The organism is Bacillus sp. FSL M7-0791 (assembly GCF_038627085.1).
Classification (GTDB): domain Bacteria; phylum Bacillota; class Bacilli; order Bacillales; family Bacillaceae; genus Bacillus; species Bacillus safensis.
This window is the reverse complement of the sequence record NZ_CP152022.1, coordinates 163,548-184,752: the sequence shown is the minus strand read 5'-3', so window position 1 is coordinate 184,752 and position 21,205 is coordinate 163,548. Positions and strand designations below refer to the sequence as shown.

Here is a 21,205-nt window from a genome sequence, read left to right as displayed (position 1 = left end):
CCGCCAATGTATAGAAAAAGAGCAGCCCCCTTAGAGACTGCTCTTTAAGCCGATTGAGTTACTTTTGCTCCTCTGGCCCAATGACCCGCATTACGTTTTGTGCTGTTGATTTCATTTTGTACCAGATCCAATCAAATACTTCATTAATTTCATTAATTTGACCAGTGACTTGTCCGGCAGAAGCAGTCAACTGTTCCCCATTGACGACGGTGACATTTCCATCAACCTTGCCTTCTACAATCAGCTTGCCATTTTTGACAGTGACATCACCCTTTACGGTTTCCCCTTTAGGTACGGTCACTGTATCATTTTCAACGACGAGATTCGGCTGCTTTGACACACTGAAATTATGATCGGTATTCCAGCTCGTAAACAGACTGCCTCCCATTAAAATGAGAAAGAGGGCAGCGGCTACCATCAGCGGGTGAGCTTTGATCCATCTTTGAACCGACACACGCTTTTTCTCCTTTGGAAGACCTGCCATCACCTTTGCAGTGAAATCAGATGGTGCTTCTATATGAGATGTACTCTGCACTAGCGCGATGGATTTCTCAATTTGTTGAAAATGAGTACGGCACTCCTCACACGATTGCAGATGGCTTTTTAATTCTTTTTCGTCTTGGGGCTCAATGTCCCCGTCTAAATACTGATGCATAAGCTGGACGATTCTATCCTGACAGCTCATCAAAATCACCTCACTCAAAGGTCTCTCAACTGTTTCCGGAGAGCCTCTCTACCCCTGTGTATTCTCGTTTTCACCGTACCAACTGGTATATTTAGAATCTCACTAATTTCTTTTAACGAGAGTTCATCAATATACTTTAATACGATGACCGAACGATATTTGTCGGGTAATCTTAAAATTTTTTGCTGAATGGTACTCGATAATTCAAGAGACACCACCTCATCCTCTGGCAAAATGCCATCAGCAGCAATTTGAGAATACATATTTAATCCTTCTGTTCCTGCCACCTCTGCATCTAAATAATAATCCGGCTTTTTTTTGCGAATACGGTCGATGGTCAGGTTGGTTGCAATGCGGTACAGCCACGTGGAAAACTTGCGATTCACATCAAAGCTTTCGATATTCACATAAGCACGAATAAACGCCTCCTGCGCAATATCCTCCGCTTCATGTGCATTCCCAAGCATACGGTAGCACAGCTGATAAATTTTGTCTTTATACAGGTCTACGATGTCTGCAAATGCGTTCTGGTCGCCTTTTTTCACTTGCTTAATTCTCTTTTTAATCATTGTGTCCATAGTATATTCAACCTCTGCCTTCACCGGTCTTTATGTATACGAACCTCTTTCCAAAAGGTTTCATTCTCCTCTAAAAAATAGTGTAACAAATTTTTGACAGTGTGTTACGCTTATCAACCGGTAAAAACCTTAACATATCCTTAAATTTTCCCAAAACAAAAAAAGAACGGGAACAAGTCCCGCTCTACAATAGCTTTTCACCCATTAATGAACCAATTAACGCAACTGCCGCTTCTGCGGTTTTGTTTTTCTCATCTAAAACCGGGTTTACTTCAACAAATTCAGCAGACGTTAAAATACCCGCCTCCTCTAAAAGCTCCATTGCGAGATGACTCTCCCGGTAACTAATGCCGCCTGCTACCGGAGTACCTACACCAGGGCATTCCGCTGGATCTAATCCATCTAAATCAAGCGACAGATGGACACCATCTGTTCTCTCCTTTAGATACGCAATCGCTTCCTCCATCACCCTTGTCATCCCTAAACGATCAATTTCATGCATCGTATACACTTTAATGCCTTTCTCTCGAATCAATGCCCGCTCTCCTTCATCTAAAGATCGAGCACCAATTATAACGACATTTTCAGGCTTCAATTTAGGCGAATAACCGCCAATGTTCGTTAAATCTGCATGCCCAAAACCGAGACTGACAGCAAGCGGCATGCCATGAATATTTCCAGAAGGAGAGGTTTCCTCCGTATTCAAATCCCCGTGTGCATCATACCAAATGACCCCTAAGTTTTCATAATGCTTGGCTACCCCAGCAAGTGTGCCAATCGCAATGCTGTGATCACCGCCTAAAATGAGCGGAAACGAACCAGATTGCACAATACTGTCAACCTTCTCAGCAAGCAGCTGATTTGCCCCAGCATTCTCCGTCAAATTTTTCAGCTTTTCACTTGTATATAAACCTTTCTCATCATCTCTTTGTTCAACTGGAATATCTCCAAGATCCTCTACATCAAATGAGAGCGTTTCCAATTTTTCTTTTACGCCTGCACAACGAATCGCACTCGGGCCCATATCGACGCCCCTTCTCGTTTGACCCAAGTCCATTGGAACTCCAATAATCGTGACCTTCTTTTGCTCTCCCATATGTACATCCCCTTTCCGTTCATGCTTATATTTTACTTTCTTGATGCCTTCTGACTCAACTCGACAACATTTTGAATAGTTATACAGTCCCTCTGCCAACATAAAAAAAGACACCTTTTTCAAAAAGGTGTCTTAACTGGGCTAGCTGGATTCGAACCAACGCATGACGGAGTCAAAGTCCGTTGCCTTACCGCTTGGCTATAGCCCAAAAATGGTGGAGGGGGACGGATTCGAACCGCCGAACCCGGAGGGAGCGGATTTACAGTCCGCCGCGTTTAGCCACTTCGCTACCCCTCCACATATGGAATTGATAAAGAAAAAACAGTGCCGGCAAGAGGACTTGAACCCCCAACCTACTGATTACAAGTCAGTTGCTCTACCAGTTGAGCTACACCGGCATATGGTGGAGGATGACGGGCTCGAACCGCCGACCCTCTGCTTGTAAGGCAGATGCTCTCCCAGCTGAGCTAATCCTCCACATCATGGTGACCCGTACGGGATTCGAACCCGTGTTACCGCCGTGAAAGGGCGGTGTCTTAACCGCTTGACCAACGGGCCAGTTTGTCAAGTTTGTTGTTTCCGTGAAGCTGACAAAATTTATTATATACAGGTTGTCCCCCTTTTGTAAAGGGGATTTTTATTTTTTTTATTTTCTAACTATTTACTCCCTATTCATTCAACAATTTGACTGAAATATAATTTCAATATTCAAATATAATATTGAAATTTCATATCATACTCAATATACTGAAAATGAAGAAATAAGGAGGTATGTCACATGCAGCCATCTCAACTGCGTTCTTTGACAACAGAATCAAGAAACCCAAACACAATGGGAATTTCTCAAGCAGATCCGCTTGAAATACTCCAGATGATCAATGAAGAAGATATGAAGGTCGCTCAAGCAGTCAACCTTGTACTTCCACATGTCAAAACAGCAAGTGACTTTGCTTATGAATCCATCTCAAATGGAGGCCGACTCGTTTATTTAGGCGCCGGAACAAGCGGCAGAATTGGCGTAATGGATGCTGTCGAATGTCCGCCAACCTATAGCGTCTCACCTGATGTCATTGTTGGTATCATGGCAGGCGGAGACTCAGCTTTTTCTCAAGCTGCCGAAGATGTGGAAGACAGTGAAGATGCCGGCAAACAGGATTTAGTACACATCCACCTGACATCAAAAGATACAGTCGTCGGTATTGCCGCAAGCGGCAGGACACCTTATATCATCGGCGCTTTAAACTACGCAAAGTCAATTGGAGCTAAAACAGTAGCACTCAGCTGCAATGAACAAGCAGAAATTAGCGAGCTTGCAGATTGCGCCATTGAGGTTATTGTAGGACCAGAAGCCATCACTGGGTCAACAAGAATGAAAGCAGCATCCGCTCATAAAATGATTTTAAATATGCTTTCCACCTCAGTCATGATCAGACAAGGCAAAGTATATGAAAACCTGATGGTTGATGTAAAAGTCAGCAATCATAAATTAAAAGAACGCGCCATCACCATCATTCAACATGTGACTAATGCTTCCTACGAACAAGCCGTGAAGACTCTTGAAGCAGCAGACTTAGAAGTCAAAACGGCCATCGTCATGCTCCAAACAAACACAGACAAGAAAACAGCCAAAGATTTACTCAACAAAACGAATGGCCATATTGACAAAGCGATCTCACGTTATCAATCCTAAAGGAGGCTGAGCTCATGTCAGCAGGTGGACTTACCCTACTACACACAATCAAATCAAAGCTTCCCCAATCTGAAAAAATCATTGCAGACTATATCCTTGCCCATCCTGACAAAGTCATTAAAAGCACAGTACATGAAATTAGTCAGGCAGCTGGCGCAAGCAGCTCTGCAGTCATCCGCCTTTGTAAATCTCTCGGGCTGGATGGCTATCAAGATTTAAAAATGCGGATCGCTGGAGACTTGATACATGACGATAAACAAGGCTACAGAGATATCGAACAAGATGAACCGCTTCAATCCATTATTCAAAAAACAGCAGGAAACTCGATTCAATCGATTAAGGACACCGCTTCTATTTTAAATGCAGATGCTTTAGAAAAGGCTGTTCAATTACTGCTGCATGCAAATCAAATTCATTTTATCGGAGTTGGTGCATCTGGCATCGTCGCAGCTGATGCCCAGCAGAAATTTCTCAGAATTAACTATGCAGCGACAGCCTTCACTGACATGCACATTGCATCTACGGTCATTGCAAATGCGGGAGAGAATGACATTGTGTTTGGTATCTCCTTTTCAGGAGAAACGTTAGACATCATTCAAGCCCTTCAGCTTGCAAAAGACAACCAAGTGAAAACCATTGCTTTAACACATCCAGGTCATACAAGCGTTTCTGCTTTATGTGATGTTCACCTATCGACGTCCGGTTCCAATGAAGCACCTTTTCGCAGTGCTGCCACTTCCTCTAGAATGGCACAGCTCTACTTAATTGATGTCTTGTTCCTCAGTTTAGCTTCTCGTCAATATGAAGAGACAGCCCAATATATTGACAAAACAAGGCATGCCATCCGCTCCATGAAACGAAAATCAAAGGGGGATTCAACATGAGTCATCAAAAGAAATATCAGCAGTTGGCGAAAGACATTCTTTCACTCTGTGGTGGTTCTGAAAATATTTCTTCCCATACACATTGTATGACAAGGCTCCGAATTACACCGATGGACAATGAAAAAGTTCACATTACAGCAATCAAAGAACTCGATGGCGTTATTGGCGTCGTCGAAGCAGAAACGCTTCAAATCATTTTAGGCACTGGCGTTGTCAACCAAGTATCAAGTGCGTTTGAAGAGCTGCTAAATGCCTCTGGCTCTTATGATTTAAACAACGAAGCACAAAAAAACAAGCAAGCCATTTCACAAAAAAACCGCACACCGTTCAAGCTGTTCTTACGACGGATTGCCAGCATTTTCATTCCAATTATTCCGGCACTAGTTGCCTCAGGTCTGATTACCGGAATTACAAAAGCAATCGTGCAAGCAGGCTGGCTTGACGAAAAATCTCAAGCGGCGATTATTTTAACGGTTATCGGTTCTGGACTTTTCGCTTATCTCGGGATATTAGTCGGAACAAATGCAGCAAAGGAGTTTGGAGGCTCTCCTGCATTAGGCGCATTAGCTGGTATTCTCATTATTAACCCAGCCTCCGCAGACATTATGTTATTTGGCACAAATATTCTACCAGGCAGAGGCGGACTCATCGGTGTTCTTCTAGCCGCCATCTTTATGGCACTTGTGGAAACCCGAATTAGACGCTTCGTCCCGCAATCACTTGATATCATCGTCACACCAACCATCACACTACTCATTACAGGCATTTTCACGTACGTTGTCTTCATGCCAGTCGGCGGATTTATATCTGATGCCATCACCTCAGGACTGACTTATCTATTGAATATGGGCGGAATTTTCGCAGGATTTGTTCTTGGTGCTACCTTCCTCCCACTTGTTGTAACAGGACTTCACCAAGGGCTGACACCCATTCATATGGAACTCATCAATTCAATTGGAGATGACCCGCTTCTGCCAATTCTCGCTATGGGCGGTGCAGGACAGGTAGGCGCTGCATTCGCCATTTATATGAAAACAAAAAAGAAAAAGCTCAAAAGAGCCATTGCTGGCGGACTTCCTTCAGGGATGCTGGGCATTGGCGAACCACTCATTTTTGGTGTCACACTCCCGCTGGGACGACCATTTCTCACCGCTTGTCTTGGTGCAGGAATCGGCGGCGCATTTCAAGCCTACTTCCAAATTGCGACGAAAGCCATCGGGGTATCCGGTCTTCCATTAACCTTTATTGTTCACACACATCAAATGCTTCTTTACTTAATTGGACTATTTATCGCATATGTTGCTGGATTTTTCTTCACATACTTATTTGGATTTCATGATGATATGGCTGTTGAATTCGAGGATCACAATCAATAAGGAGGTCTAGACCTTGAAGAAATGTTTTCTTTTAATCACATGTCTGCTCATGCTCCTTGGGTTACCAGTACAAACATTTGCAACTAGCTCCCATCCTGTACCGTCTTTGTCTAAAACAGCTCCTGAAGAATATCCCGTCTTAAAAAATGCAAAACGACCGGAACAAGTAGGTGTTTCTTCCAGGCAGCTGAGGAAGGTTGATCAAATGATTCAAAATGACATCAAAGCAGGATTTCCAGGAGCCGCTCTCATCATTATCAAGGACGGAAAGATCGCCCATCAAAAAGCCTATGGCTACCGGCAAAAATATGATGGCTCAACAGAACTCAAATCGTATAAAAAAATGAAAAAAGATACACTATTCGATTTGGCATCCAATACAAAAATGTATGCGACCAACTATGCCCTGCAAAAGCTTGTCTACGAGCAAAAACTTGATGTCAACGAAAAAATACAGACCATTCTTCCAGATTTCCAGGATGAACCTGATGCAAAGGTAACCGGTAAAGACCAGCTTCGGGTAAAAGATCTTCTCACCCATTCTGCGGGTCTCCCTTCCAGTGTCTTATTTTATAGCAAAGAATCAGCTGGCACTTTTTATTCTCAAGACAGAAAAACAACGATGAAATGGCTGCCAAAGGTACCGCTGCAATACAAGCCAGGTACCCAGCACATTTATAGTGACATTGATTACATGCTGCTAGGCATGATTATCGAGAAGAAAACAGGCATGCCTCTTGATCAATATGTCGAGTCAACAATTTATCGGCCGCTAGGTCTCAAACATACAATGTTCAATCCGCTGCAAAAAGGGTTCAAGCCGAAGCATTTTGCAGCAACTGAACGTTTAGGCAATTCACGAGACGGTGTCATCGATTTTGAAAACATCCGACGGTACACCCTGCTAGGTGAAGTACACGACGAGAAAGCATATTACTCAATGGCGGGTATCTCCGGCCACGCTGGACTTTTCTCGAATACCTCAGATATGGCCGTGCTGCTTCAACTGATGCTTAATAAAGGAGGCTATGGAAAAACAACCATTTTTGATCAGGCTTCTATCGATCTCTTTACAGCCTCATCTGATACGAACCCAACTTACGGGCTAGGCTGGCGAAAAAACGTTCATACTGACATGGAATGGATGTTTGGAAAATATGCAAGTAACGAAGCCTATGGGCATACTGGCTGGACCGGCACAATGACGTTGATTGATCCTAAACACAATTTAGGTGTCGTGTTGCTGACGAATAAGAAACATTCACCCGTTGTTTCACCAGAAACAAATCCTAATCAATTTGAAGGCGACCTGTTCCCAACTGGTACTTATGGAAGCATCATGACCGCAATCTACGAATCTTTTCAGTAAAAGGAGGAATTCGATGTTGAAAGCTCTCTTCCCCGCTGCACTGGTTTTAGCTCTGCTAACCTCTTCCATTCCAACGGAAAAGGTTAGCTCTGCCTCTCTGCCAACCGCTAAACAAATGGTTCAAGACATGTCACTGGATGAAAAGATAGGTCAAATGCTCATGCCGGACTTTCGCAATTGGCAAACAAAAGATGAATCCACACCTACAGGCTTCACAAAGATGAATAACGAAGTATCTCATCTTGTAGAAAAATATCATCTAGGCGGTGTCATCTTATTTGCCGAAAATGTCGTTGATACGGAACAAACCGTGAAACTCACCCATGAATTTCAAAAAGCATCACCAAACATTCCTTTACTCATTTCCATTGATCAAGAAGGCGGAATCGTCACAAGGTTACAAAAGGGAACACATTTCCCAGGAAATATGTCGATTGGTGCCTCTAGAAGCAAAAAAAATGCATATGACACAGGAAAAATCATCGGAAAAGAATTAAACGCCTTAGGCATCAATACAAACTTCTCTCCTGTGCTTGATGTGAATAATAACCCAAACAACCCCGTCATTGGTGTCCGTTCCTTTAGCTCTGATCCTGCTCTTGTCTCTAGACTTGGCCTTCAAACCATGAAAGGACTTCAAAAGGAAAAGACCATTTCCACACTAAAACATTTCCCGGGACATGGTGATACAGCCGTCGATAGTCACTACGGCTTGCCGCTCGTAGAGCATGACCTAGATCGTTTAAAAAGGGTTGAGCTGTATCCGTTCCAACAAGCAATCAATGCTGGTGCAGATATGGTCATGACCGCTCATGTGCAATTTCCTGCCATTGATGACACAACGTATCGAAGCAAAAAAGATGGCGAGGACATCATGGTTCCAGCAACCTTATCAAAAAAAGTCATCACAAACTTATTAAAAGAAGAGATGGGCTTTCACGGTGTTGTTGTGACAGACGCTCTAAATATGAAAGCGATTGCAGATAATTTCGGACAGGAAGAAGCCGTAGTGATGGCCATTAAAGCAGGTGTCGACATCGCTCTCATGCCAGCACCAGTCACCTCATTAAAAACAGAGAAAAACCTAGAGAATGTATTCAATGCTGTCAAACAAGCGATTTTAAAGAAAGAGATTCCGATATCTCAGATTAACGAATCTGTCGAAAAAATTCTTCAATTGAAAATCAAACGCGGCATTATTTCCTCCAAAAAACCAATCAGTCTTGAGAAAAAAATCAAAAAAGCCACTCAAGTCGTCGGGAAAAAGTCGCACCTTAAAGCAGAACAAAAAATGGCACGTGAAGGAATCACCCTGCTTAAAAACAACAAAAAGACCTTACCTTTCAAGCCTAAAAAGAATGACAAAATCGTGGTCATGGCACCTTACGAAGATCAGACAAAAGCAATGTCTGTCACAGTCGAATCTCTCGTGAAACAAAAAAAGATCAAGCCTATACGCATCCAGTCATATGCTTTTGCGGATAAAACGTTCACCAAAGATACAGCCAAACTGATTCAAGAAGCTGACTATGTCATCACTGGCTCTTACGTTGTCCAAAATGATCCAGCTGTGAATGATGGCGTAATTGATGACAATGTCCAGGATCCGAAAAAATGGGCTACTGCCTTCCCTCGTGCTGTCATGAAAGAAGCAGCAGCACAAAACAAAAAAATGGTCATCATGAGCCTTAGAAATCCTTATGATGCGGCAAATTTTGAAGAAGCCGATGCCTTACTAGCTGTGTACGGTTTTAAAGGCTACTCAAACGGACAATTCAATCAGCCAAATATTCCTGCTGGACTAGAAGTGATATTTGGAGCTGCATCACCTAAAGGGAAACTGCCAGTTGATATCCCATCTGTCACTCATCCAAATCAAACCCTTTACCCATTCGGCTATGGCCTCAACTTGAAAGGGAAACAGATCAAATAGGAGGGATTCTCTTGAAGAAAACAGTCAGTTTCATACTCGCAAGCTTTCTCATGATGAGCACATTGACCGCCGCCTCTCCCGCAGAAGAACGAACAGATACAAAAGGAAAAAAAGCAGTAGTCAAAACAGGGATTGAAACACTTCTCTCAAGCAACCTTTCATGGCTAAAAGGGAAAAGAGTTGGTCTCATTACCAACCCGACTGGCATTGATGCAAATATGAAAAGCAGTGTCGATCTCCTATTTGAACATCCAAATATCAAGCTCACTGCTTTATATGGACCTGAACACGGTGTGCGCGGCGATGCACAAGCAGGAGAAGGCGTCGAATCCTATACCGATGAAAAAACAGGTCTTCCTGTTTACTCTCTTTATGGAAAAACAAGAAAACCAACTCCTGAAATGCTGAAAAATGTAGATGTCCTGCTGTTTGATATTCAAGACGTTGGTGCTCGTTATTACACCTATATTTACACAATGGCCTATGCGATGGAAGCCGCTAAAGAAAACAACATTCCCTTTGTTGTCCTAGACCGCCCAAATCCCATTGGCGGACTAAAAGTAGAAGGACCTGTTTTAGAGCCTGAACACGCCTCATTTGTAGGGCTCTATCCAATCCCATTAAGACATGGAATGACCACTGGTGAGCTTGCAAAACTGTTTAACAAAGAGTTTCATATCAATGCTGATGTAACAGTCATCAAAATGAAAAATTGGAAGCGGTTCATGACATTCGATGATACAAAGCTGCCGTTCGTCCTTCCTTCTCCTAACATGCCAACAGTGGATAGTACCTTTGTATATCCTGCCACAGGATTAATTGAAGGCACAAATGTCTCTGAAGGCAGAGGAACGACAAAACCATTCGAGCTCATTGGTGCACCATATATCAATAGCAGCGAGCTGGCAGATCACTTAAATCAGCTAAAACTAAAAGGCGTTCAATTTAGACCTGTGTCATTCACCCCCACATTTTCTAAACATGCCGGTACACTATCTCATGGTGTGCAGTTATACGTCACAGACCGCTCATCCTTCGAAGCAGTGAAAACGGGGTTATCCATTATCAAAGCAATACATGATTTATACCCTAATGACTTTCAGTTCCTTCAAACAGGCAGCTTTGACAAACTCATCGGGAATGGCTGGATGAAAGAAGAAATCAATAAAGGGACTTCCGTCAAACACATGATGAAACGCTATCATCACGACCTTAAAACATTCGAAAAGAAGCGAAAAAAATATCTCATCTATTAAATCACAGAAAAAACCTCCATCTATCAAAGGATGGAGGTTTTGTTCATGAGAAAGATTTGGTCACAGCAGGTGCTTTCAGCTCAAAACGATTGAGTAAGAAACCAAACAAGGCAGCAAGCACTTGCTGAAACAGCATGCCAATCACCACAGGAACAGCGACAGCAGGCGGGAAAAAGCTAATGGCAAGCACAGCCCCCGCACTAATGTTTCTCATACCGCCCGTATACACGATGGCCACAATCTCTCCTTGAGTACATTTCATCGTCTTTCCAATCAACCATGCAAACGCATATCCGCTCATCGCAATGAGAAACACAGTCGCTGCCTTGCTAAAAAATGCGGCATCCAGTTCACGCAAGTATGGCGCAACAACAGAACTGTTAATCGACACCACTACAAACAAGCCTATTTTTGAAAAAGGTGACAGTGTCTGACTGATCATTTTCGTCACAGCAGGCTTTGCATAGTGACGAACGAGCATCCCTAAAATAGATGGAAGCACCACCATCCCAAACAGCCCTTTCATGATCGCGACCATGTCCATATGAACCTGTGTACCGGCTAAAAGTGACAAACTGGCTGGCACAATCAATGGCGAAAGCAATGTATCAATTAAAATAATCGATAACGTTAACCCAACATTCCCCTTATACATTGCCGCCCATATTAAACTAGAAACTCCTGTGGGAATCACCATTGCCAGTGTCAAACCGGTGATCGTCATGGCATCACCCGCAAATATGAGATGTCCCGCTGACCAAGCATAAAGAGGCATCAACACGTGCAAAATCATAAACGATAAAATCAAAGGTAATGGGTGCATCACCGTATGCTTTAAAGCCGAAAAAGTAGAAGACAAACTCCCTGCAAAGGTCATCACAGCAAATACCCATGGCACCAAAAACGTAAAATCCTTTAAATAGGCCGCCAATAAAACACCGAGTAACACACTAAAAGGTGTAATGAGCGGCATCATCCGGCCGAGCACTTGATTTAAACGCACAAGCATGCCGGCCACCTCCATCCCTTCACTTTCTTACCTTTTCTATTGTAACAGACAGAAAGCCCTTTTTAAGAACCATTCACCTGTTTCATAAGCTTTTGACTTGATGTATCCATTCCAACTACGTCCACCTGGACGCCATTTGCTTGATACCTTTCCTTTATACGTTCTATCGCTGATACACCTGATTCATCCCATATACGTGCTTCAGACAAATCAATCACAACAGATTGGAGTTCTTTCCCCTGATGGAAAGCTTGGATCAAGTCAGTGACAGAAGCAAAGAAAATTTGTCCTTTAACTCGATATTCCCAAGTACCTGCCTGGCTTTCTTTAGATGTAATATGAAGCTTCGATATCTTTGCGACAAAGAATACCGCACTAAGCAGTACACCTGCAAAAACGCCTTTTGATAAATCATGAGTCAACACCACCGTCACGACCGTGACAACCATCACAATAGAATCTGTTTTCGGATTCTTTTTTAGCTGCTGAAAGGAACTCCAATCAAATGTGCCAATGGAAACCATGAACATCACAGCCACTAGAGCAGCCATCGGAATTTGAACCACGACATCACCTAGTACAAAAATCAGCACCATTAAAAAAGCACCCGCTACAAAGGTAGAAAGCCGGCCTCGTCCTCCTGCCTTCGTATTAATCACAGATTGGCCAATCATCGCACAGCCAGCCATACCACCAAAGAATCCAGCAACCACATTGGCAATCCCTTGACCTCTCGCTTCCTTGTTCTTATTACTAGACGTCTCTGTCATATCATCGACAATCTGTGCGGTTAAAAGAGACTCAAGTAAACCAACCATCGCAAGTGCTAAAGAATAAGGAAAAATAATAGCAAATGTTTCCCAGCTAAACGGAACTTGAGGAATTAGAAAGACAGGCAAAGAACTAGGAAGCTCTCCCATATCTCCAACTGTTCTAACATCAATATGTCCAAATACAGCCAATATCGTCATTACAATAATGGCGATGAGTGGGGAAGGTATCACCTTTATCACCATAGGCAATAAATAAATGATCAGCAAGGCACCCCCTGTCATCATATACATAGCCATTGATTCCCCAACGAAATGTGGAAGCTGAGCCATGAAGATCATAATAGCCAACGCATTAACAAAGCCAACCATGACGGACCTCGGAATAAATTTCATCAAACGAGACACTCGACACAATCCAAACACAATTTGAATCAAACCCGTCAAAATCGTAGCTGCAAACAAATATTGCAACCCATGATCAGCGACCAAGTTAACCATGACGAGAGCCATAGCCCCTGTTGCAGCCGAAATCATGCCTGGGCGTCCACCAACAAACGAAATCACAATCGCGATACAAAATGATGCATACAAGCCGACCTTCGGATCAACGCCCGCAATAATCGAAAACGCAATGGCCTCAGGAATTAAAGCCAGCGCGACTAATATACCCGCAAGCACGTCCTGACGTACATGTCCAAACCATTCTTGCTTTACAAACAAATCTTTCAAATCATCTACTCCTTTTTATATACATACCGTACATGGAAAAAAGAAGAGCAACTATACCTGGAGATAAAGAAAGGGAAAACAAACGACACTTCACTTTCGGGGGAAAAGAGGAACGTACAGAGTCTTTTGATATAGAGGATATCACTTTAGTAAGAATAAAAGAAAGAGAATGAAGAATCAAGAACAAAAAGAAGGAGATAAGTAAAAAATCGATGCAACACTTCTGTGCAAGCCGTTTTATTCTCTTTCCTAATGTCATCAGTCTACTGATCATCGAGCAGTTCAATATATATGTAAACAAACAAAAAAAGCCTTCTCATCATCGAGAAACCTTGTCATATTAATATATAGAGGAAAGCTTCCAAGCGGGCTCGAACCGCTGACCTCTTCCTTACCATGGAAGTGCTCTACCTACTGAGCTATGGAAGCATGGCTCCGCAGGTAGGACTCGAACCTACGACCGATCGGTTAACAGCCGATAGCTCTACCACTGAGCTACTGCGGAATGATAAAGTAACTTCTTCCATTGGAAGGATATAAACAAAAAGCTTGGCGGCGTCCTACTCTCACAGGGGGAAACCCCCAACTACCATCGGCGCTGAAGAGCTTAACTTCCGTGTTCGGTATGGGAACGGGTGTGACCTCTTCGCTATCGCCACCAAACCTGATGGAGAGAATGTTCTCTCAAAACTAGATAACAATGTTCATGCTTCACATTAGAATATAGGTTAAGTCCTCGATCTATTAGTATCTGTCAGCTCCACGTGTCACCACGCTTCCACCTCAGACCTATCAACCTGATCATCTTTCAGGGATCTTACTTCCTTGCGGAATGGGAAATCTCATCTTGAGGGGGGCTTCATGCTTAGATGCTTTCAGCACTTATCCCGTCCGCACATAGCTACCCAGCGATGCCCTTGGCAGAACAACTGGTACACCAGCGGTGCGTCCATCCCGGTCCTCTCGTACTAAGGACAGCTCCTCTCAAATTTCCTGCGCCCGCGACGGATAGGGACCGAACTGTCTCACGACGTTCTGAACCCAGCTCGCGTACCGCTTTAATGGGCGAACAGCCCAACCCTTGGGACCGACTACAGCCCCAGGATGCGATGAGCCGACATCGAGGTGCCAAACCTCCCCGTCGATGTGGACTCTTGGGGGAGATAAGCCTGTTATCCCCGGGGTAGCTTTTATCCGTTGAGCGATGGCCCTTCCATGCGGAACCACCGGATCACTAAGCCCGACTTTCGTCCCTGCTCGACTTGTAGGTCTCGCAGTCAAGCTCCCTTGTGCCTTTACACTCTGCGAATGATTTCCAACCATTCTGAGGGAACCTTTGGGCGCCTCCGTTACATTTTAGGAGGCGACCGCCCCAGTCAAACTGCCCACCTGACACTGTCTCCCTGCCCGATAAGGGCAGCGGGTTAGAAGGTCAATACAGCCAGGGTAGTATCCCACCGATGCCTCCACCGAAGCTAGCGCTCCGGTTTCCAAGGCTCCTACCTATCCTGTACAAGCTGTACCAACATTCAATATCAGGCTGCAGTAAAGCTCCACGGGGTCTTTCCGTCCTGTCGCGGGTAACCTGCATCTTCACAGGTACTATAATTTCACCGAGTCTCTCGTTGAGACAGTGCCCAGATCGTTGCGCCTTTCGTGCGGGTCGGAACTTACCCGACAAGGAATTTCGCTACCTTAGGACCGTTATAGTTACGGCCGCCGTTTACTGGGGCTTCAATTCGCACCTTCGCTTACGCTAAGCGCTCCTCTTAACCTTCCAGCACCGGGCAGGCGTCAGCCCCTATACTTCGCCTTACGGCTTCGCAGAGACCTGTGTTTTTGCTAAACAGTCGCCTGGGCCTATTCACTGCGGCTTCTCGGGGCTTTAACACCCTAAGAAGCACCCCTTCTCCCGAAGTTACGGGGTCATTTTGCCGAGTTCCTTAACGAGAGTTCTCTCGATCACCTTAGGATTCTCTCCTCGCCTACCTGTGTCGGTTTGCGGTACGGGCACCTCTCACCTCGCTAGAGGCTTTTCTTGGCAGTGTGGAATCAGGAACTTCGCTACTAAATTTCGCTCGCCATCACAGCTCAGCCTTTACGGGAAACGGATTTGCCTATTTCCCAGCCTAACTGCTTGGACGCGGATATCCAATACCGCGCTTACCCTATCCTCCTGCGTCCCCCCATTGCTCAAATGGTGAGGAGGTGGTACAGGAATATCAACCTGTTGTCCATCGCCTACGCCTTTCGGCCTCGGCTTAGGTCCCGACTAACCCTGAGCGGACGAGCCTTCCTCAGGAAACCTTAGGCATTCGGTGGACGGGATTCTCACCCGTCTTTCGCTACTCATACCGGCATTCTCACTTCTAAGCGCTCCACCAGTCCTTCCGGTCTGGCTTCACAGCCCTTAGAACGCTCTCCTACCACTGTTCGTAAGAACAGTCCGCAGCTTCGGTGATACGTTTAGCCCCGGTACATTTTCGGCGCAGAGTCACTCGACCAGTGAGCTATTACGCACTCTTTAAATGGTGGCTGCTTCTAAGCCAACATCCTGGTTGTCTAAGCAACTCCACATCCTTTTCCACTTAACGTATACTTTGGGACCTTAGCTGGCGGTCTGGGCTGTTTCCCTTTCGACTACGGATCTTATCACTCGCAGTCTGACTCCCAAGGATAAGTCATCGGCATTCGGAGTTTGACTGAATTCGGTAACCCGGTAGGGGCCCCTAGTCCAATCAGTGCTCTACCTCCGAGACTCTTACCTTGAGGCTAGCCCTAAAGCTATTTCGGAGAGAACCAGCTATCTCCAGGTTCGATTGGCATTTCACCCCTACCCACACCTCATCCCCGCACTTTTCAACGTGCGTGGGTTCGGGCCTCCATTCAGTGTTACCTGAACTTCACCCTGGACATGGGTAGATCACCTGGTTTCGGGTCTACGACCACGTACTCATGCGCCCTATTCAGACTCGCTTTCGCTGCGGCTCCGCATCTTCTGCTTAACCTTGCACGGGATCGTAACTCGCCGGTTCATTCTACAAAAGGCACGCCATCACCCGTTAACGGGCTCTGACTACTTGTAGGCACACGGTTTCAGGATCTATTTCACTCCCCTTCCGGGGTGCTTTTCACCTTTCCCTCACGGTACTGGTTCACTATCGGTCACTAGGGAGTATTTAGCCTTGGGAGATGGTCCTCCCGGATTCCGACGGAATTTCACGTGTTCCGCCGTACTCAGGATCCACTCTGGAGAGAATAACATTTCAGTTACAGGGCTGTTACCTTCTTTGGCGGGCCTTTCCAGACCTCTTCGCTTATATCATTCCTTTGTAACTCCGTATAGAGTGTCCTACAACCCCAAGAGGCAAGCCTCTTGGTTTGGGCTGTTCCCGTTTCGCTCGCCGCTACTCAGGGAATCGCATTTGCTTTCTCTTCCTCCGGGTACTTAGATGTTTCAGTTCCCCGGGTATGCCTTCTCATACTCTATGTATTCAAGTATGGATACTACTCCATTACGAGCAGTGGGTTTCCCCATTCGGAAATCTCCGGATCAAAGCTTGCTTACAGCTCCCCGAAGCATATCGGTGTTCGTCCCGTCCTTCATCGGCTCCTAGTGCCAAGGCATCCACCGTGCGCCCTTTCTAACTTAACCATTTCTTACTTTAGAAAGAATCACTATGTGTGATGAACTTTGCATTGCATTCAATGTGAATGTATTACTTATTGTTATCTAGTTTTCAAAGAACAATCCTGTCTCGCTAGAGACATGTTTTGAAGGAATGATCCTTCAAAACTAAACAAGACGAAAACGCACGCTGCTCCATATATCCTTAGAAAGGAGGTGATCCAGCCGCACCTTCCGATACGGCTACCTTGTTACGACTTCACCCCAATCATCTGCCCCACCTTCGGCGGCTGGCTCCATAAAGGTTACCTCACCGACTTCGGGTGTTGCAAACTCTCGTGGTGTGACGGGCGGTGTGTACAAGGCCCGGGAACGTATTCACCGCGGCATGCTGATCCGCGATTACTAGCGATTCCAGCTTCACGCAGTCGAGTTGCAGACTGCGATCCGAACTGAGAACAGATTTATGGGATTGGCTAAACCTTGCGGTCTTGCAGCCCTTTGTTCTGTCCATTGTAGCACGTGTGTAGCCCAGGTCATAAGGGGCATGATGATTTGACGTCATCCCCACCTTCCTCCGGTTTGTCACCGGCAGTCACCTTAGAGTGCCCAACTGAATGCTGGCAACTAAGATCAAGGGTTGCGCTCGTTGCGGGACTTAACCCAACATCTCACGACACGAGCTGACGACAACCATGCACCACCTGTCACTCTGTCCCCGAAGGGAAAGCCCTATCTCTAGGGTTGTCAGAGGATGTCAAGACCTGGTAAGGTTCTTCGCGTTGCTTCGAATTAAACCACATGCTCCACCGCTTGTGCGGGCCCCCGTCAATTCCTTTGAGTTTCAGTCTTGCGACCGTACTCCCCAGGCGGAGTGCTTAATGCGTTAGCTGCAGCACTAAGGGGCGGAAACCCCCTAACACTTAGCACTCATCGTTTACGGCGTGGACTACCAGGGTATCTAATCCTGTTCGCTCCCCACGCTTTCGCTCCTCAGCGTCAGTTACAGACCAGAGAGTCGCCTTCGCCACTGGTGTTCCTCCACATCTCTACGCATTTCACCGCTACACGTGGAATTCCACTCTCCTCTTCTGCACTCAAGTTTCCCAGTTTCCAATGACCCTCCCCGGTTGAGCCGGGGGCTTTCACATCAGACTTAAGAAACCGCCTGCGAGCCCTTTACGCCCAATAATTCCGGACAACGCTTGCCACCTACGTATTACCGCGGCTGCTGGCACGTAGTTAGCCGTGGCTTTCTGGTTAGGTACCGTCAAGGTGCGAGCAGTTACTCTCGCACTTGTTCTTCCCTAACAACAGAGCTTTACGATCCGAAAACCTTCATCACTCACGCGGCGTTGCTCCGTCAGACTTTCGTCCATTGCGGAAGATTCCCTACTGCTGCCTCCCGTAGGAGTCTGGGCCGTGTCTCAGTCCCAGTGTGGCCGATCACCCTCTCAGGTCGGCTACGCATCGTCGCCTTGGTGAGCCATTACCCCACCAACTAGCTAATGCGCCGCGGGTCCATCTGTAAGTGACAGCCGAAACCGTCTTTCATCCTTGAACCATGCGGTTCAAGGAACTATCCGGTATTAGCTCCGGTTTCCCGGAGTTATCCCAGTCTTACAGGCAGGTTACCCACGTGTTACTCACCCGTCCGCCGCTAACATCCGGGAGCAAGCTCCCTTCTGTCCGCTCGACTTGCATGTATTAGGCACGCCGCCAGCGTTCGTCCTGAGCCAGGATCAAACTCTCCGAAAAAGTACAAAACCGAAGTTTTGCTTTTCGCCAGTTTGACTGACTACCTATGAAGTATCATAGGATTTTTTATAAAAACTCGAATTAACAGGTACGTTTTGTCTTGTTTAGTTTTCAAAGATCATCTCCGCCGTTCTTAGCGGCTTTAATAATATAACATTTCGCTTCATCTTATGTCAACAACTTTTTTCAAGTTTATTTCCCGAAGCGTTTTGTGTTTGTCACTGTGTGTCAGCGACGATTAATAATATATCACGAAAACTTTCTTTCGGTCAACGCCTTTTCAAAACTTTTTTTGAAATAGTTTTATTAAGCATCTTAAACCCTTGCCCTGCATACAATCAAGTAACAATCTTGGACAAGGCAGGAGTGTTTGAATTGAGTCGATTATATGTGTTGCCTATTAAACGGCTGAAGCAAGTTGTCATTATTCTTGTAGCAGCCCTTGCAGCTGCAACCTTTTTTTATGTACAAAAGGCACCGCCGCTGTCGGTATTTAAAACTGAACATGGACCCCGAGCCATTTATAAAGGCGAGACTTCATCAAAACATGTCTCTCTCACTTTTAATATTGGCTGGGGGGATGAGAAGGCTGTTCCTATTTTAAATGTCCTTCGAGAGTACGGTATAAAGAACGCCACCTTCTTTCTGTCTGCTTCTTGGGCTGAGCGTCATCCTGATATCGTGAAACAAATTAGGGAGGACGGCCACCAGATCGGAAGCCTCGGCTATGCTTATAAAAATTATAGCCAGCTTGAAGATAGTGAAATCAAGCAAGATCTTGTCCGTGCACAAAATACATTTCAAAAGCTTGGACTAGATGACATTCAACTATTAAGACCGCCAACTGGACAGTTTAACGAAACAGCACTGAAAATTGCCACACAGTACGGTTATACCGTTGTTCATTACAGCATCAATTCACAGGATTGGCTGAATCCGGGTGTCAACCAGATTGTTCAGAATGTAAATGATCGAATGAAAAGCGGAGACATTGTTCTCCTTCACGCCTCAGATTCGGCAACCCAAACCGCTCAAGCCTTACCCGCTATTTTGAAACAAATAAAAGAAAAGAATTTAAAAAATGTAACGGTTGGCGAACTGATCTCCAATACGAAAACAAAGTCATCAGAAGTTAAGTAGCTTTCGCTTTTGAAAACCGCGGCATCGCTAACAGCTGAAACGCATTACAGCCTAATAGCGGGAATAGCATTAAATACAGCCAGTCCTCTTCATTGACTCTGAGCGCCGGGAACCATTCTAACGACGTGATGACGACCATGAGAAACATTGCAGAAACAAATGTTTTCTTAGAGGACTGCTGCTGTTTAAAGTAAGCCACGATCAATGCAAACACACCGATAAATAAAGGCAGCCATAAGTATGGAAGAAATGATTCATTTTCCCCGAAAAACAAAAATCGCAAGTAAGCTAAATCAAACAGCACAAAAATCACAAGAAACAGCTGAATGGTATTCCATAAAGAATGCGACCGAAAAATCTCTAACGCAAATCGGTGCACCGTCAAAAAGACAACAAACCCCATCTGGCTAATGACACTAAAGATCATCCCTACACCAATGAACCAAAACAACACAGATGCGATCTCTAGAATTTCAAACGATATAAAAAGCTTCTGATACTTCCCCCACTCCAGCGCAAAGCCTACCACGCTTGTAATGACCGCTCCAACAGCTAGCACAGAGAAGAAAAAACGAACTAAATCCCGACTTTTCATTGAATTGATCCAACCCCTATTTTTGTTATGTATAAATTTACGTGAAACATTCATATTAAAAGTAAGACATGTAACGAAAGGAGCCACAGTATGTCAAAAGGCATCTTGCGTATAATGAGCTGTTTTCTTCTTTTATCTCTAACAGCTTGTGCTCCCAAAACCCAATCCTCATCTAATATGGACTATGACGAAACAAAAAAAATGGTCGTCGATATATTAAAGACAGATGACGGTAAAAAGGCCATTCAACAGTTATTAAATGACGAGGCAATGAATGAAGCTTTGGTAATGGATGAACAAACTGTGAAAAAAACGATAGAGAAAACACTGACTTCTGATAAAGGCAAAGAGTTCTGGAAGAAGGTCTTTGAGGATTCTAAATTTGCCGAGACTTTCGCAAAATCCATGCAGCAACAGCATGAAAGAATGTTAAAACAGTTAATGAAGGATCCTGACTATCAACAGCTGATGATGGATATTCTCAAGGATCCTGAGATGGAAAAAAAATACGGTGAACTGGTAAAAAGCAAAGAGTTTAGAAAGCACTTAGAAAAAGTCATTACGGAAACATTAAGCAGCCCTCTTTATAAGAAGAAATTCGAAGATGAGCTCAAAAAGGCAGCATCTGAGAGCGGCAGTGATTCCGGCTCGCAAGGAAGCGACAGTTAAACATCACCCGAGTGGCGTTCATCCACTCGGGCTTTCA

The 21,205-nt window shown here is 44.9% G+C and carries 14 protein-coding genes, 7 tRNA genes and 3 rRNA genes; 8 read left to right on the top strand and 16 right to left on the bottom strand.

Translation table 11 applies throughout. The features are described from left to right. Positions 1–58: 58 nt before the first annotated feature. The 8 genes from rsiW to MHI08_RS01030 form a co-directional block, all read right to left on the bottom strand. Positions 59–685 carry an anti-sigma-W factor RsiW gene (gene rsiW, locus MHI08_RS01065; RefSeq protein ID WP_024424448.1) on the bottom strand — a complete coding sequence of 209 codons (627 nt, stop codon included), beginning with the start codon at positions 683–685 and terminating at the stop codon, positions 59–61. Positions 686–699: 14 nt separating this feature from the next. Continuing rightward, the gene (sigW, locus tag MHI08_RS01060; RefSeq protein ID WP_024424449.1) at positions 700–1,263 is read right to left on the bottom strand and encodes an RNA polymerase sigma factor SigW; all 564 of its coding nucleotides are present in this window, start codon (positions 1,261–1,263) and stop codon (positions 700–702) included. 184 nt (positions 1,264–1,447) lie between these two features. Beyond that, entirely contained in the window at positions 1,448–2,359 is a 912-nt protein-coding gene (gene rocF / locus MHI08_RS01055) for an arginase (RefSeq protein ID WP_024424450.1), read from the bottom strand. 136 nt (positions 2,360–2,495) lie between these two features. Continuing rightward, positions 2,496–2,567: transfer RNA gene (locus MHI08_RS01050), tRNA-Gln, on the bottom strand. A 4-nt stretch (positions 2,568–2,571) separates the two neighbouring features. Beyond that, positions 2,572–2,656: transfer RNA gene (locus MHI08_RS01045), tRNA-Tyr, on the bottom strand. Positions 2,657–2,684: 28 nt separating this feature from the next. Continuing rightward, positions 2,685–2,757, bottom strand: a tRNA-Thr gene (locus MHI08_RS01040). Positions 2,758–2,760: 3 nt separating this feature from the next. Next, positions 2,761–2,836, bottom strand: a tRNA-Val gene (locus tag MHI08_RS01035). A gap of 6 nt (positions 2,837–2,842) precedes the next feature. Next, a tRNA-Glu gene (locus MHI08_RS01030) sits at positions 2,843–2,917 on the bottom strand. Positions 2,918–3,137: 220 nt separating this feature from the next. Between MHI08_RS01030 and murQ the strand changes: the two genes are divergently transcribed. From murQ to MHI08_RS01000, 6 genes are read left to right on the top strand one after another with little or no spacing between them, the layout of a single operon-like run. Continuing rightward, on the top strand, positions 3,138–4,049 hold the full coding sequence (gene murQ, locus MHI08_RS01025; protein ID WP_024424451.1) for an N-acetylmuramic acid 6-phosphate etherase: 912 nt from the start codon (positions 3,138–3,140) through the stop codon (positions 4,047–4,049). Between the two features lie 14 nt (positions 4,050–4,063). Continuing rightward, positions 4,064–4,933, top strand: a complete 870-nt coding sequence (locus tag MHI08_RS01020) for a MurR/RpiR family transcriptional regulator (protein WP_024427487.1) — start codon at positions 4,064–4,066, stop codon at positions 4,931–4,933. Beyond that, positions 4,930–6,309 carry a PTS transporter subunit EIIC gene (locus MHI08_RS01015; protein ID WP_267588161.1) on the top strand — a complete coding sequence of 460 codons (1,380 nt, stop codon included), beginning with the start codon at positions 4,930–4,932 and terminating at the stop codon, positions 6,307–6,309. Before MHI08_RS01020 ends, MHI08_RS01015 begins: the two co-directional genes overlap by 4 nt. Positions 6,310–6,322: 13 nt before the next feature. Continuing rightward, positions 6,323–7,678 carry a penicillin binding protein PBP4B gene (gene pbp4b / locus MHI08_RS01010; protein WP_342499897.1) on the top strand — a complete coding sequence of 452 codons (1,356 nt, stop codon included), beginning with the start codon at positions 6,323–6,325 and terminating at the stop codon, positions 7,676–7,678. Between the two features lie 13 nt (positions 7,679–7,691). Beyond that, positions 7,692–9,611, top strand: coding sequence for a glycoside hydrolase family 3 protein (locus tag MHI08_RS01005; RefSeq protein ID WP_342499896.1), 1,920 nt, complete (start codon positions 7,692–7,694; stop codon positions 9,609–9,611). Between the two features lie 11 nt (positions 9,612–9,622). Continuing rightward, positions 9,623–10,867: a DUF1343 domain-containing protein gene (locus MHI08_RS01000; protein WP_342499895.1), complete on the top strand. Its 1,245-nt coding sequence runs from the start codon at positions 9,623–9,625 to the stop codon at positions 10,865–10,867. Between the two features lie 43 nt (positions 10,868–10,910). On the opposite strand, the gene MHI08_RS00995 is transcribed toward MHI08_RS01000, so the two are convergent. The 7 genes from MHI08_RS00995 to MHI08_RS00965 form a co-directional block, all read right to left on the bottom strand. Beyond that, the gene (locus tag MHI08_RS00995; protein ID WP_024424456.1) at positions 10,911–11,876 is read right to left on the bottom strand and encodes a bile acid:sodium symporter family protein; all 966 of its coding nucleotides are present in this window, start codon (positions 11,874–11,876) and stop codon (positions 10,911–10,913) included. A 62-nt stretch (positions 11,877–11,938) separates the two neighbouring features. Then, positions 11,939–13,378, bottom strand: coding sequence for a SulP family inorganic anion transporter (locus MHI08_RS00990; RefSeq protein WP_087976339.1), 1,440 nt, complete (start codon positions 13,376–13,378; stop codon positions 11,939–11,941). A 356-nt stretch (positions 13,379–13,734) separates the two neighbouring features. Next, positions 13,735–13,807, bottom strand: a tRNA-Thr gene (locus MHI08_RS00985). A gap of 1 nt (position 13,808) precedes the next feature. After that, positions 13,809–13,883: transfer RNA gene (locus MHI08_RS00980), tRNA-Asn, on the bottom strand. Between the two features lie 42 nt (positions 13,884–13,925). After that, positions 13,926–14,041 (bottom strand): 5S ribosomal RNA (gene rrf, locus MHI08_RS00975). 61 nt (positions 14,042–14,102) lie between these two features. Beyond that, positions 14,103–17,033 (bottom strand): 23S ribosomal RNA (locus MHI08_RS00970). A 182-nt stretch (positions 17,034–17,215) separates the two neighbouring features. Beyond that, positions 17,216–18,764, bottom strand: a 16S ribosomal RNA gene (locus MHI08_RS00965). The 16S, 23S and 5S rRNA genes sit together here with 2 tRNA genes alongside, the layout of an rRNA operon. A gap of 375 nt (positions 18,765–19,139) precedes the next feature. Between MHI08_RS00965 and pdaB the strand changes: the two genes are divergently transcribed. After that, complete coding sequence (gene pdaB / locus MHI08_RS00960; RefSeq protein WP_111292289.1) at positions 19,140–19,904, top strand: polysaccharide deacetylase family sporulation protein PdaB; 765 nt, start codon at positions 19,140–19,142, stop codon at positions 19,902–19,904. Here pdaB and MHI08_RS00955 read toward each other — a convergent pair. After that, positions 19,897–20,499, bottom strand: coding sequence for a KinB-signaling pathway activation protein (locus tag MHI08_RS00955; RefSeq protein WP_073203503.1), 603 nt, complete (start codon positions 20,497–20,499; stop codon positions 19,897–19,899). The two genes, pdaB and MHI08_RS00955, sit on opposite strands and share 8 nt — an antisense overlap. Positions 20,500–20,589: 90 nt before the next feature. Between MHI08_RS00955 and gerD the strand changes: the two genes are divergently transcribed. Beyond that, a complete protein-coding gene (gerD, locus tag MHI08_RS00950; protein WP_041105690.1) occupies positions 20,590–21,168 on the top strand; it encodes a spore germination lipoprotein GerD in 579 nt (192 codons plus the stop codon). Positions 21,169–21,205: the final 37 nt, after the last annotated feature.

What these genes read in the sequence shown, in the direction of transcription:
- rsiW (WP_024424448.1), bottom strand. Translation starts at nt 685, where the DNA reads ATGAGCTGTCAGGATAGAATCGTCCAGCTTATGCATCAGTATTTAGAC.
- sigW (WP_024424449.1), bottom strand. Translation starts at nt 1,263, where the DNA reads ATGGACACAATGATTAAAAAGAGAATTAAGCAAGTGAAAAAAGGCGAC.
- rocF (WP_024424450.1), bottom strand. Translation starts at nt 2,359, where the DNA reads ATGGGAGAGCAAAAGAAGGTCACGATTATTGGAGTTCCAATGGACTTG.
- murQ (WP_024424451.1), top strand. Translation starts at nt 3,138, where the DNA reads ATGCAGCCATCTCAACTGCGTTCTTTGACAACAGAATCAAGAAACCCA.
- MHI08_RS01020 (WP_024427487.1), top strand. Translation starts at nt 4,064, where the DNA reads ATGTCAGCAGGTGGACTTACCCTACTACACACAATCAAATCAAAGCTT.
- MHI08_RS01015 (WP_267588161.1), top strand. Translation starts at nt 4,930, where the DNA reads ATGAGTCATCAAAAGAAATATCAGCAGTTGGCGAAAGACATTCTTTCA.
- MHI08_RS01005 (WP_342499896.1), top strand. Translation starts at nt 7,692, where the DNA reads ATGTTGAAAGCTCTCTTCCCCGCTGCACTGGTTTTAGCTCTGCTAACC.
- MHI08_RS00995 (WP_024424456.1), bottom strand. Translation starts at nt 11,876, where the DNA reads ATGCTTGTGCGTTTAAATCAAGTGCTCGGCCGGATGATGCCGCTCATT.
- MHI08_RS00955 (WP_073203503.1), bottom strand. Translation starts at nt 20,499, where the DNA reads ATGAAAAGTCGGGATTTAGTTCGTTTTTTCTTCTCTGTGCTAGCTGTT.
- gerD (WP_041105690.1), top strand. Translation starts at nt 20,590, where the DNA reads ATGTCAAAAGGCATCTTGCGTATAATGAGCTGTTTTCTTCTTTTATCT.